General features: G+C 43.5%; 11 protein-coding genes. 5 read left to right on the forward strand and 6 right to left on the reverse strand.

Annotated elements, in window-relative coordinates; translation table 11 throughout:
* Window positions 1-221: 221 nt before the first annotated feature.
* From OA34_RS08630 to OA34_RS08650, 5 genes are all read right to left on the reverse strand, one after another.
* Window positions 222-2,663 (reverse strand): EAL domain-containing protein, encoded by a 2,442-nt coding sequence (locus OA34_RS08630; protein ID WP_286682940.1) that lies wholly within the window; start codon window positions 2,661-2,663, stop codon window positions 222-224.
* 6 nt (window positions 2,664-2,669) lie between these two features.
* Complete coding sequence (locus OA34_RS08635; RefSeq protein ID WP_039674420.1) at window positions 2,670-3,497, reverse strand: PhnD/SsuA/transferrin family substrate-binding protein; 828 nt, start codon at window positions 3,495-3,497, stop codon at window positions 2,670-2,672.
* Between the two features lie 112 nt (window positions 3,498-3,609).
* Window positions 3,610-4,137, reverse strand: a complete 528-nt coding sequence (locus tag OA34_RS08640) for a hypothetical protein (RefSeq protein ID WP_039674421.1) — start codon at window positions 4,135-4,137, stop codon at window positions 3,610-3,612.
* A gap of 53 nt (window positions 4,138-4,190) precedes the next feature.
* Entirely contained in the window at window positions 4,191-4,502 is a 312-nt protein-coding gene (locus tag OA34_RS08645) for an MTH1187 family thiamine-binding protein (RefSeq protein WP_039674422.1), read from the reverse strand.
* Between the two features lie 63 nt (window positions 4,503-4,565).
* On the reverse strand, window positions 4,566-6,281 hold the full coding sequence (locus tag OA34_RS08650) for a YgiQ family radical SAM protein (protein WP_286682941.1): 1,716 nt from the start codon (window positions 6,279-6,281) through the stop codon (window positions 4,566-4,568).
* Between the two features lie 117 nt (window positions 6,282-6,398).
* Between OA34_RS08650 and OA34_RS08655 the strand changes: the two genes are divergently transcribed.
* Window positions 6,399-7,658 carry a glucose-6-phosphate isomerase gene (locus OA34_RS08655; RefSeq protein WP_039674423.1) on the forward strand — a complete coding sequence of 420 codons (1,260 nt, stop codon included), beginning with the start codon at window positions 6,399-6,401 and terminating at the stop codon, window positions 7,656-7,658.
* Between the two features lie 27 nt (window positions 7,659-7,685).
* On the opposite strand, the gene OA34_RS08660 is transcribed toward OA34_RS08655, so the two are convergent.
* On the reverse strand, window positions 7,686-8,075 hold the full coding sequence (locus tag OA34_RS08660) for a tellurite resistance TerB family protein (protein ID WP_231563837.1): 390 nt from the start codon (window positions 8,073-8,075) through the stop codon (window positions 7,686-7,688).
* 105 nt (window positions 8,076-8,180) lie between these two features.
* Here OA34_RS08660 and OA34_RS08665 point away from each other — a divergent pair, with 105 nt between their 5' ends.
* From OA34_RS08665 to OA34_RS08680, 4 genes are all read left to right on the forward strand, one after another.
* Window positions 8,181-8,777, forward strand: a complete 597-nt coding sequence (locus OA34_RS08665) for a TetR/AcrR family transcriptional regulator (protein WP_173636956.1) — start codon at window positions 8,181-8,183, stop codon at window positions 8,775-8,777.
* Entirely contained in the window at window positions 8,774-9,670 is an 897-nt protein-coding gene (locus OA34_RS08670; protein WP_039674425.1) for an NADH-quinone oxidoreductase subunit B family protein, read from the forward strand. The genes OA34_RS08665 and OA34_RS08670 overlap by 4 nt, the downstream gene beginning before the upstream one ends.
* A complete protein-coding gene (locus OA34_RS08675; RefSeq protein ID WP_039674426.1) occupies window positions 9,657-10,997 on the forward strand; it encodes a nickel-dependent hydrogenase large subunit in 1,341 nt (446 codons plus the stop codon). The genes OA34_RS08670 and OA34_RS08675 overlap by 14 nt, the downstream gene beginning before the upstream one ends.
* A 233-nt stretch (window positions 10,998-11,230) precedes the next feature.
* Window positions 11,231-12,388 carry a hydrogenase small subunit gene (locus OA34_RS08680; RefSeq protein WP_039674427.1) on the forward strand — a complete coding sequence of 386 codons (1,158 nt, stop codon included), beginning with the start codon at window positions 11,231-11,233 and terminating at the stop codon, window positions 12,386-12,388.
* The last annotated feature ends 6 nt before the right edge of the window (window positions 12,389-12,394 follow it).

The raw sequence follows: 12,394 nt of genomic DNA on the forward strand, positions 1-12,394 counted from the left end.
AGCTCCAAAACGAAGTTTCTGTGAAAGACGATGCTAACGCTGAGTTATCTCACGCAGAGTGCCCGCGCACCTTTGGTGCTTTTTTATCTTTAACACGCTTTTAAAGCTTAGCTCTAAAAGCTACGTTAACACTGGGTTCTCTTCGGCAGAGTGCCCGCGCACCTTCGGTGCTTTTATCTCTTGCAAAAAGATTTTCAAGAAGCCGGCTTAAAAGTATGGTGTTAAGAAGCCTTGGGTAGGGTTCGTTTAATCTCTTGACGAATGTGTAGAAAAATCGATTTTACCATCTCTTGATGTAGCGTTTCTATCGTTTCTATTCGTGCGCGAAGCGACTCGTGCGATTCGAGCATTCTAGCTTCTAAAAGTTCTTTTGCGAGACGATGAAGATGCTTATGAAGGGTTTCAAATTTGCGAAACCATGCTTTTTCGCGGTATGCGTGAAAAGGTTTTTCATGCAGCCATTTTCCGAAATAGCATAAATCGGCACTAATTTCAGGCGGTGTCGGTTTGACATTGTCGATAAAATTTTTTAAATCGTTGATCCATGCATTATGCTCGCAGAGCGCGTAAAGCCAAGGAAGAGCCTCCGAGTCGTAGCCGTAACGTCGCCATATGCGTAAATTATCTTTCATGGATTGGGGATCGGCGATCCATTGGACAAGTTGATCGGCGTTCATCGGTCGAGCAATTCCGTATCCTTGGGCGTATTGACATCCTTGTAGCAATAAAAAGATACCGTGTTCGACACTCTCGACTCCTTCGGCGATAATGTTTTTATGAAACGATTTTGCCAAGCCGATCACACCCTCTACGATGGTAAGGTCTTCCGGATTAGCAACCATATCGGCGATGAAGCTTTTATCCATCTTTAAAATTTTTGCGGGCAATTTTTTAAGGTGCATTAACGTGGAATAACCCGTTCCAAAATCATCCAGCGCAAAGTGAATTCCCATAGCGGCGCATTCGTGAATAATGTGTGAAACGCGCTCAATCTCTTCGAGTGCGCTGGTTTCCAATATTTCGATTTCTAACTGGTTGGGTAAAATATCTGCGTAATCTTCCCATAAAATTTTTAAACGTTCCAAAAACGTCTCTTCTTGAAGTTGATACGCGCTAATGTTAATGCTAACGGGAAGAAAGAGCCCTTTGGTATTCCATTCCCTAAGTTGCCATAAGACTTGGCTGATAACCCATTCTCCGAGTTTTACGATGAGCGGATGGTGCTCGATCAGCGGGATAAAGCTCATCGGTAACAAAAGACCTTTTTGAGGATGCTCCCAACGAATTAACGCTTCGACGCCGACGATAGTACCCGTTTGCATGTTGACTTTGGGTTGGTAATAAAGCACAAACTCTTGACGGTTTAATCCTTGCGCAATTGCGCTTAGCTCATCGTTCATGGCTTTTAAGAGCCTATTTTCGTTGAAATCGAAAAAGTGATACCGGTTTTTACCGGATTGCTTGGCGATATACATCGCTTGATCGGCATGGCGTATCAGTTGTTCCGCATCATGATGATCCATAGGATAGAGCGTCACGCCGATGCTGCATGAGATCGAAAGTTTAATATCGCCTAAAAGTACGGGTGCGGATAGGGTTTTGAGCAAGCGTTCCAAAACGATTTGACACGCATATGCTTCATCGATACTTTGAAGAACGATGACAAATTCGTCGCCGCCGATTCGTGCGATCGTATCGTCCTCGTGCATGACATGTCGCATTTTTTGCGCGACGACGACCAAAAGTTGATCTCCCGTAAAGTGACCGTAAGTATCGTTTACGGTTTTAAAGCCGTCAAGATCCAGATAGATAACGCCGACCATCCGCCCGTTTTGGTCGGCTTTGAGAAGTGCTTGATGCAGTCGTTCGGCAAGTAAAACGCGATTGGGAAGATGGGTCAAAACGTCGTAATAAGCGTTGTATTCTAATTGCTTGCTTAAAGATTGTTCTTTAATATGAAGTTGTTCTAGCGTCGCAATGCGTTCTTGGATACTCTGCGCCATCGCATTAAACGCGGTTGCAAGCTTTGAAATTTCCTTGTCATGGCTCAATTCAACGCGCTTGGAGTAGTTGCCTTCTGCTATCGCTTGTGCGCTTTGGGTAAGTTTGATGAGATTTTGATTGATCCAACGGGCAAGTAAATTGAGAATTAAGGCGGATAAAAGCAATTCGACCAAGGCGATAGCAATACTTTTGATCATCATTGAGCGACGTTCCGTTTGGTAAAACTCCGTAGAAATTCCGATGCGAAGGGAGCCGATTTTTTGATCGGAAATCATCAGATCGATGGAAGTATCATACGTGGGTTCTTGAACGCTTTGTGCATTTAGCGGTGTATTTTGAAGCGTTTGAAGAGCATTTAAGTCTACCGCTCCGACGCTTGCGATCGGCGTATGTTGGAGATCGAGCGCAACCAAATAGAGCATGTTAAGATTTTGGTACGACTCTTCTAAAATAGCTTGAACCGTTGCATAATCGTTTTGAACGAACGGAGCAATCAATGCGCTTTGTAAAAGGACTTTTTCGGCTTGAAGCCGTTGGGCGGTTTGTCGTAATAAATTGTCGCTTAATTGTTCAACGTTACGGTAAACAAGGATAGAAAGCATCACGCTTTCGATGAGTAAGGCGGCAATAAGCCATTTCCATGCAAGAGAGAGCTTCATCGATCGTTAATGCGTTAATCGCGAAGAGGTTTTTTGGGCTATAGCGCGTAGTGTGTCTAACGCATGAGGCTCAAGCATTTCAAAGCCCTCCAATTTCGTAGCCTTAAGATGCCGTGCGCCTTCTTGACTTTGGGAAAAAGCGACCAACGCATTGCGCCACTCTTCGATCGTAATCCCCTTTGAAGCTTTGGCTAAAAAAATACGACCCGGTTTGGGCGAGCTATGGTAGACGACGAAAAGTTGATTTTGCAATTCTTGATCCAGTCTCAAATAATTAGGTAACGAAATAATGATGAGATCGACTTGGTTTTTGAGTAATAACGTCGCTAAACTGTCCGAAGCGCTGATGTAATAACTGTAAATTAAATTTCTGCCCGGAACGTAACCTTGTTGTTCTAGCCACTCTTCGCCGCAGAGCGTTGCATAGGAGACGGGGTCTTGCCCTGCTATTTTAACGGTTTTGGGATGATCTTTCAGCAAAGAAGAGGTTTTGCTTAAAATAATCGTCTCTAAGCCTTTGGTGTAGGTCATTAAAGGTACGTAATGCGCTTGGTGTTGTGCCAAATAAGCTAAATTCGGTGAGGTAATAATCAAATCGTAAGTATCGCCTTGATCGCAAGTATCGGCAAAATCGCTAAACGTTTTTGCGCTTAAAATTTGTACGGGTCGATTGAAATAATGTTCTAAAAACGTTTTAAGATCGCGATGTACGTCATAGATAATACGAGCGGAGGAGTGCGGTGCGATTCCTATTTTGAGGCTCTCTATTTCTTGGGAAAAAAGCGCAGAAGCTATACTGAAAAACACAATCGAAATAAACTTAAAATTCAACACTAAATATCACCTTTTTGTCACACTGTCGCGAATTATATAGAAAATAGCGAGAGAATGTCAATGCAATGCCAGGTGATACGCTAAAGGAAAAATGAATCCAAAAAGGCGAAGCTTAGACGTAAAGCTCAAAGCCTTTTTGTTGTTTGAGGACGCTTTCGAAGAGCTTTTGTGCTCCCTCTAGCACCTTTTCGTTTTGTTTATCTGCTTCTTCCATCATGTGATCGATCATTTTTAACAAAGAATTATTAGTATAATTTTGTGTATTTTGATCTTTGGCGCTCGGCAAAGTTTGATTGACTTCGTAAGCGGTATTGATAGCGGATGCGAGCGTGACCGTTTCAGAGCTTTTTTGCACGTTGGAAAGGTACTCGTCGATTTGCGGTTGAATGAGATTCATCGCCGCATCGATCTCTTTTTGATCGTTTTCGTCGATTCCGTCACCTTCGTAGTGAAAATTGTAGCCGTAAGCGTGTGAAAGCGAGAGCATCGTATTTTGCGTACCGCCGCTTTGTTCGTGGGAAATCGAAGCGGAACGCTCGTCGTACATGTTAAGGTCGATGACGTCGCCGCTACTGGTTTGGAGTGAAAATCCAAGACTGTTGTAACTGTAATTAGTGGTATTGATCGATTGTGATTGCATAGCAATGCCCCTTTGACTATGGTACAACCAAATCGACGTAAATTGAGTTTACTTTAGGCGTTGATAGGGCGATTTAATTTTTTTTGAACGGAAGCGATTTTTTGATGCATCCCGTCTTCTCGGTTTTTGCGAATGTCAAATTTTAAACATGCATACACGCGTTCGCATTCTTCCAGACATTCGTACGCTTGCTCGACAAGCGACAAGGCTTCTTGCATCGTAGACGTTTCCACGACCGTACTCATCGGCGTGAGTTTATAGGCAAAACCGCTTTGATCGATTTGATCGATAATCTTTGCGACAAATGCGCTTTTTGAACCGCTTCCTTCCAACGGGAACATACTCATTTCCAATAATACGCTCATCAAAAATCCTTACATGTTATAGTATGCGTGCGAAAGTGTGGCACTCATTGTTGCTTTCCTGTGTTAGCTGTCAAATCCGCTATGATATTTTTTCTCTTTGGCGACGACAATCTCTTTTTGGCGCTCTTTTTTGTGCATCTCTTTTTCGACGAAAATCGGTTTCCGAGTGATCGGATGCAAGCCCGTATAATACATCAAAGTCGCATACGTCGAAGGCGTCGGCGTAAAGATTTGTGCTTGTTCGGGATTGATTTTGAGTACGTTAGAAGCAAAATTTTTCAAAGAGTGCATATGCTTCTCCTCGCACCCCGGATGCGCGGCAATCAAGTAGTAGGTTAAAAATTGCTTTTTCCCCGATTCTTTGGTTAGTTTGTCGAAAAGTGCTTTGAACGTGACCAAGGAGTCTTTGCCGGGTTTCCCCATCAGTGCTAAAATCTCGTCGTCGATATGCTCGGGCGCGATTTTCATCTGTCCGCTTAAATGGTGTTCGACGATCTCTTTGAGGTATTCGTAACCGTATGCTTTATCTTCACTGATCAGATCGTAGCGAATGCCTGAAGCCACAAACGCTTTTTTAATACCCGGAAGTGCTCGCACTTTGCGTAAAAGATCGATTTGTTTTTTATGGGTCGGTTTGAGGGCAGGGCAGAGCTTGGGAAACATACAGCTTTTATCTTCACAGGTTCCTTTGGAGAGCTTTTTTGAACATTCATATCCGTACATGTTAGCCGTCGGTCCTCCTAAATCGGAGATAATGCCTTTAAAATCCTTATACGTAGTAAACAGTTTGGCTTCTTTAAGAATGGACTCTTCGGAGCGGCTTCGAATGGTTCTTCCTTGATGAACGCTGATGGCACAAAAACTGCATTCGCCGTAACAGCCTTGATGGGTGTTAATGGAAAATTTGATGGTCTCCAACGCTTTGATATGCCCTTGTTTTTTATAATAAGGGTGTGCGTCGCGCATAAAAGGAAGCGCGCTGATTTCATCCATCTGTGCGGTCGTGAGGTAACGAGCGGGTGGATTTTGAATCCAATAGCGCGTATCGACTTTTTGGCATAACCCTTTGGCGGAAACCGGATCGTTATTGTGGTAAAAAAGATCAAACATATCCATGAATTTCAGCTTATCGTTGATGACTTCCTCGTGGCTGGGGAGTTGAAGATACTCGGTTTTCGGCTCTTTCGCGATGTAACAAAGTCCTCTTACATGTAAGGGTGAAATGCCTTGTTTTAGGGCATCGGCAAACTCGACGACGCTAAGATCGCTCATACCGTAAAGCAGATAATCGGCTTTGGCGTCGAATAAAATGGGTTTTCGAACGGCGTTCGACCAAAAATCGTAGTGACTGACCCGTCTCAAGCTCGCTTCGATACCGCCGAGCATAATCGGTACGGTGTTTTTAAAGTGTTGTCGAATGAGATTAACGTAAACAAGACTCGCGCGATCGGGTCGTTTGTTATTGATGCCGCCGGGCGTATAGTCGTCGGAGTTTCTAAATTTCTTCGTCGCGGTATAGTTAGAGACCATCGAGTCCACGCTTCCGCCGCTCACGCCCCAAAAAAGTTTCGGCTCTCCCAGTCGCGTGATGTCGGCAGCACTTTTGATGTCCGGTTGAGCGATAATGCCGACTTTGTACCCTGCTTTTTCCAAAACGCGACCGACTACGGAAACGCCCATATAAGGGCTATCGATATAGGCATCGGAAGTGACGAGAATCACGTCGCAACGATCCCATCCGCGTTGCTTTATTTCATCAAAAGTCGTGGGTAAAAACATAGGGCTCCTCAGGGCTTGAAATACTGTATCGAACTATAACGAATTTCCTATTGCGTTTGGCTTTTTTTAAGATGCATCGTAGTAATATCGCTCTACTTATTTTTATGGAGGATTCGTTTGAAAAACTCGCTTTATTTCAATATAAAAGTCGAAGAAGGCATCTTTGAAAAAATCGTCGAAGAACAAAAAAATATCGGCTATTATGCATTGCCGGAGCAAGATATTAGTTATCTTGAAGCGTACTTGGAAGAGTTTCGCTCCAAAAACGACGACAATGCGATTAAAGATATTGCTATTATCGGTATCGGCGGAAGTTCTTTGGGTCCTAAAGCTATTTTTAGAGTCTTACAAGGAATTCGCGATTTCGATAAACGCTTGCATTTTTTCGAAAGTACCGATCCTGCGTCAATTCGTTCGACCTTAAATAAACTCGACATCAAAAACACGCACTTTTTTGTTATTAGCAAGTCCGGAAGCACGATCGAAACCATTTCCGTATACAAATACGTCCTTTCCTTACTGAAAGCCAAAGAAATTAGCTTGGATTACCGCTTTACGTTCGTAACCGACGTCGGTTCCAAACTCGAAGCACACGCCAAATCGCTTAAAGCGTTTGTTTTACATATTCCGATCAATGTCGGAGGACGTTATTCCGTACTTTCCGCGGCGGGTTTAGCTCCGCTTTTATTGGCGGGTGTAGACGTTCAACGTTTGCTTGACGGTGCTAAAGCCATTAAGCAAAGTTTCTTCGAAGACGGATACATCAAAGAGACCTTGTTGAAAAAAGCGACCTATTACGCCAAAAATTCGATGAACTATAATATCAATACGTTATTTGCCTATTCGGAGAGTTTGGACTATTTTACGGATTGGTACGTGCAACTGTGGGGCGAGAGTTTAGGAAAAAAACAACGCCACAGTAGTTTTAACGTCGGTTTAACGCCGGTCGGTTTGATCGGACCTAAGGATCAACACTCCTTTTTACAGCTCATCGTCGAAGGACTTCGCGATAAAAGCGTCACGGTTTTAAAAGTCGAAAATTTTGACGATAAGATTAAGATTCCGTCCATTACCCTCAAAGAGCTTGAAGATTTGGATTTGATGAACGGTATTGCTTTTTGCGATTTGATTAACATGCAAGCCGATTCTACGATTGAAGCGTTGCTCGATAAAAAAGATATTCCCGTCGATACGATTACGATGCAACATATCGACGAAGAGAATATGGGAAAATTGATTTTCTATTACGAGCTTTTAACCTCGATCGTCGGTCAAATGATGGATGTTAACGCTTACGACCAACCCGGCGTCGAAGACGGAAAGCGTATCTTAAAAGGTAAATTGATCGAAGAAAAACGTCTTAAAAAAATACGTTAAATACCGTGTCGGGAGATTTTCCCGACACTATTTTTCCACAAAACTGAGCGCTTGCTCGTACAATGCAGATCCCATTTTCCCCCACATTGAAAAAAGGTGTAAGGTTTTATCGTCGATATGAAACGTTTGCGCGATTTTTGAGATGACTTTATGTTCGTTGATGCCGTAGCGATCGTCGATATGCACTAAAACCAACAATGCCAACATAGCGATTTTTTGATTTTTAGGCGATAAAAACAGGTTTAAGATCGCGTCCAAATCAAAGGCGTTTAACTCTATTTCAACGTTTTCAATTCCCATTTCCGTGCAGTATTCTTCTACGACTTCTCTCTCTTTTAGTCCGTATTCGCCGTCAAGTTTTGCGACGTATTGCGCCAGTTGTAAAAAAGCAAATTTCTCTTCGGCACGTAATTTCATCAGTAACACATTGGACTCCTTTTGGTAAGAAATAGCAAAATTATAGTCAAAAATTTTAAATAAAGATTAATAATATGTTAGAATAAACGAAGCGTATTTTGAAGGATGGGTATCGTGGATAAAAAAAGTAAAAAAAGCGAAAAAATTTTAGAAGCCGCCTTGATGCTTTTTGCTAGTCGAGGTTTCTATTCGACGACAATCCCCGATATTGCGAAAGCAATCGATATGAGCGTCGGAAATATTTACAATTATTTTTCTTCTAAAGAGATCTTGGCCAAAGAGATTATTAAATACTCTTCGGATATTTTAGGTGCGGAAATCAGACGTGTCAACGAAGAGACATGCAGCGTCCAAGAAAAGATTCGTAAGATCGTTTCGCTCTATTTTGAGATGGCGTCTTCTAAACCGCAACACATCAACTACTTTTTACGCGTTTATATTGCCAACAGAGAAGTTTTTAAAGACGGGTGCGAAGGAATGCTCTGCGTATCGGCGTTTGTGACGGAGTTGATGATTTTTTTCGAGGAAGGCGTTGCGTGCGGCGAACTTCGCAATCAAGACTTCTTTTCGGCTTTCGGTCTTTTTATGGGCTACTTGGGCGGTTTCGTCTTTTTAAACGGAGAGGGCGTTTTAGATAAAAATATCAATTGTTATATCGACGATATTGCATTGAACATCTACAATGCCTTAAAGCAACCGTGAAAGCGAATACAAAATCAACGGTTATTTGGATTCAAGGCATTACATGTAACGGTAATAGCCACTCTTTTTTGAATTATTCGAACATGGCACTTTTTGCCGCCTCTTTTGAAATGCTCTACCATCCTTTGTTATTTACGGCACACACCTTAGAATCGCTTTTAGACAAACCCGAAGCGTTTGACTTTCTGATCGTTGAGGGTGCGTTTACGAAAGAAGCGCGTTATCTACAGCGTTTTGGGCGTTCGTTTCCCGAAATTTTGGAACCGCTCGCGAACAAAGCGCGTTTTATCGTGTGCGTGGGAAGCTGTGCAAGTTTCGGCGGTATGTTTCGTTTACGCGATCCTCGGCACATTAGCGGCGCGCTCTTTAATGCTAAAGAAAAAGGCGGGTATTGGGACGAAAAATCCAACGTCGTGAATATTCCCGGTTGTCCCGCACACCCGCGTTGGATTGCGGAAACGATGATGGCGTTACGAGAGGGGAAAACGGTTCTTTTGGACGAATTCTTGCGACCGAAAGAGATCTTTGCCTATTTGGCGCATCACGGATGTTTGCGAAACGAATATTTCGAATGGAAAGTCGATTGTAAACAGTTGGGCGAAAAAGAGGGATGCATGTTTTACGAACACGGTTGCTTGGGCCCTAATACGCATGCCAATTGCAATAAAATACTCTGGAACGACGTTAGTTCGAAAACCAGAGCCGGATCGCCGTGTCTTGGTTGCACGGAGTTTGATTTTCCGCGACGTGCGCTTTACGAAACGCATAAGAACATGTCTTTGCCGCAAACACCTTACGGTATCGGTAAACGTGCCTATTATACGCTAGCAGGCGTTGCCAAAAGTTTTAAAATCGAACGATTGGAAAAGAAACTTATCGATGAAGATCACTAAAGAAATCATAGAACGAATCGAAGGCGAAGCCGCTTTAGAGGTAAAATGGGAAGATGAAAAAATCGCATTTGCGAAGCTGAAGTTTTTCAATTATCGCGGTGTTGAAGAGATTTTACGCAAACGACCTTTATACGATGCGCTTGCCTTTACACCGCGGGTCTGCGGTATTTGTTCGCATTCGCATGCACTCGCTTGCGTTCGTGCGATTGAATCGTGCTTTGAACATCAAGAGACGGTTAGCGTAAGTAAAAAAGCGCGCGATATTCGTGAAATTGCACTAAATGCCGAAAAAATTCACAATCATATCAAATGGTATTTTTTCTCCGTCCTTCCCGAATTGGAAAAAATCGACGATCCTACGTACCGAGGCGACGCTTTTAAAAAACCGCGTTGGTTCTTAGCGCAAAACGCCGTTACCGAAACGTTGAAAATGGGTGCAATCTTTTCGGGGCAATGGCCGCACGGCTCTTTCGTCGCACCCGGAGGCGTGACATGTGATCCTGTGAGTTTGGACGTTTTGAATGCCCGCGGTATTTTAGAAAAAGTCATCGCATTTTGCGAAGAGACGCTTTTTGGATTTTCCTTGGAAGAGTTTACGGGATTTGATTCCGCCGTGCAAGTTATGGCAAGCCCTTCCGCGCTTTCATGGGGAATCGATACGATGATTCGTCATGCATTTGACCGTCTCGGGCGTAGTCACGATCGCTTTTTGGCACTGGGAGATTCTTTTTTGTACGAAGGCGCGCTCAAATCGGCTAAAACGACCGTTTTACCGGCCGATATCAAATACGTGTCCGAAAGCCTCGCGCATACTTTTTTTGAAGATCCTACGCAAGGCTATACCTATTCCAAGACGGCGACGTATAAAAAGAGTTTTTTTGAAGTCGGTCCTTTGGCGCGGATGATGGTAGCTAAGGAGGGATTGATTCGCGATTTTCATCGCCGTTTTAAAGACGCGGCATTAACGCGCGTGATGGCACGTGTCGTCGAATGTGCACATTTGCTGGTTCAAACGAAACGGTTGCTGGAAAACTTGGATATTCGCGAAGCTTCTTTGATTCCGCCTAAACGTAACGTACACGAGCTGAGCGCAGAAGGTATCGGCGTGGTTGAAGCTCCCAGAGGTAGCTTGATTCACACGATCAACGTGCGCCACGGCGTGATTGAGCGTTACGATATTATCACGCCGACCGTTTGGAATCTCGGCAACGGCGAACGCGATAATTTATCGGTCGTTCAAAAAGCTTTAGTCGGTCTAGATTCGTTGACCAAAGCAGACTTTATCGTCAAGAGTTTTGATGTTTGTTCGGTGTGTACAACCCAATAATCCATGATTATTCAGTGTGACAATTTATACATTTTTAATACTATACACTTTTTATCTCCTTTTTTTGTTACATTTTTACTCTATTTACTGAAAATAAGCTAAAGATTATGCACATCTAACATATTGTGAAATAATTTTTGATTTAATACTAAATGAATAATCATTCAGGTAATAATTTTTAACCTGCATGAGGAGTCTACATTGATCTTGGAAAATTTACACAGGAGAAACTGATGGAACACGCAAAACTGTACGAAAGGCTTTCTCAAAGATTGAATGATCTTGAGAAGTTCCCCCGTATTAAGGAAGAGAAATCAATTGCGGCACTCATGGAAGAGCACGGTATTAGCCGTAGGGATTTCATGAAGTGGGCAGCCGGAGTCACGGCAATGCTTTCTTTACCGTCTGAATTTACGCCTCTTATGGCGCAAGCTGCCGAATTGACCGACCGTTTACCGGTTGTATGGTTACATATGGCAGAGTGTACCGGTTGTTCTGAGAGCTTACTTAGAACCGACGCCCCTACGATCGATAGTCTTATTTTCGATCATATCTCTTTGGAATACCACGAGACGTTAATGGTCGCCTGTGGTTGGCAAGCAGAGCACAATTTAGAAAGTGCGATCGAGAAATATAAAGGCAAATTTATTTTGATGGTTGAAGGCGGTATTCCGGCAGGAAGCAGCGAGTTTTTCTTAACGGTCGGACCACACGGACAAACGGGGCAAGCCAGTGCAAAAAAAGCGGCCGATGCGGCAGCAGCTATTTTTGCGATCGGTACATGTTCAAGTTTCGGCGGTATCCAAGCGGCATATCCAAACCCTACAAACGCACAACCTTTGAGTAAAATCACAAATAAACCGGTTATCAACGTTCCGGGTTGTCCTCCAAGCGAGAAAAATATCGTCGGTAACGTGTTGCATTACATTCTTTTCGGTACGCTTCCGGCATTGGATGCTTACAATCGTCCAAAATGGGCATACGGACTTAGAATCCACGATCTTTGCGAAAGACGCGGACACTTCGATGCGGGCGAATTCGTGCAAGAATTCGGCGATGCGGGCGCTAAAAAAGGTTTTTGTCTCTACAAAGTCGGCTGTAAAGGTCCTTATACGTTTAATAACTGCTCACGCGAACGCTTTAATCAACACACTTCATGGCCGGTCCAAGCGGGACACGGTTGTATCGGATGTTCCGAACCGGGTTTTTGGGATAACATGGGACCGTTTGAAGAGCCTTTGGGCGATAGACTTTACCATACCGTTTACGGTGAGGGTGCCGATAAAACAGCCGATAAAGTCGGTGTTGCGCTTCTAACGGTTACGGCGGTCGGTATTGCGGCTCACGCGGCTATTGCTGCGGTTAAGGGCAGTGGAAAAACTGAAGAATAAGAGAAG

It is taken from the genome of Sulfurospirillum sp. MES, assembly GCF_000789415.1.
Classification (GTDB): domain Bacteria; phylum Campylobacterota; class Campylobacteria; order Campylobacterales; family Sulfurospirillaceae; genus Sulfurospirillum; species Sulfurospirillum cavolei.

What these genes read in the sequence shown, in the direction of transcription:
- OA34_RS08660 (WP_231563837.1), bottom strand. Translation starts at nt 8,075, where the DNA reads ATGAAATTACGTGCCGAAGAGAAATTTGCTTTTTTACAACTGGCGCAA.
- OA34_RS08665 (WP_173636956.1), top strand. Translation starts at nt 8,181, where the DNA reads ATGGGTATCGTGGATAAAAAAAGTAAAAAAAGCGAAAAAATTTTAGAA.
- OA34_RS08630 (WP_286682940.1), bottom strand. Translation starts at nt 2,663, where the DNA reads ATGAAGCTCTCTCTTGCATGGAAATGGCTTATTGCCGCCTTACTCATC.
- OA34_RS08680 (WP_039674427.1), top strand. Translation starts at nt 11,231, where the DNA reads ATGGAACACGCAAAACTGTACGAAAGGCTTTCTCAAAGATTGAATGAT.
- OA34_RS08675 (WP_039674426.1), top strand. Translation starts at nt 9,657, where the DNA reads ATGAAGATCACTAAAGAAATCATAGAACGAATCGAAGGCGAAGCCGCT.
- OA34_RS08645 (WP_039674422.1), bottom strand. Translation starts at nt 4,502, where the DNA reads ATGAGCGTATTATTGGAAATGAGTATGTTCCCGTTGGAAGGAAGCGGT.
- OA34_RS08640 (WP_039674421.1), bottom strand. Translation starts at nt 4,137, where the DNA reads ATGCAATCACAATCGATCAATACCACTAATTACAGTTACAACAGTCTT.
- OA34_RS08650 (WP_286682941.1), bottom strand. Translation starts at nt 6,281, where the DNA reads ATGTTTTTACCCACGACTTTTGATGAAATAAAGCAACGCGGATGGGAT.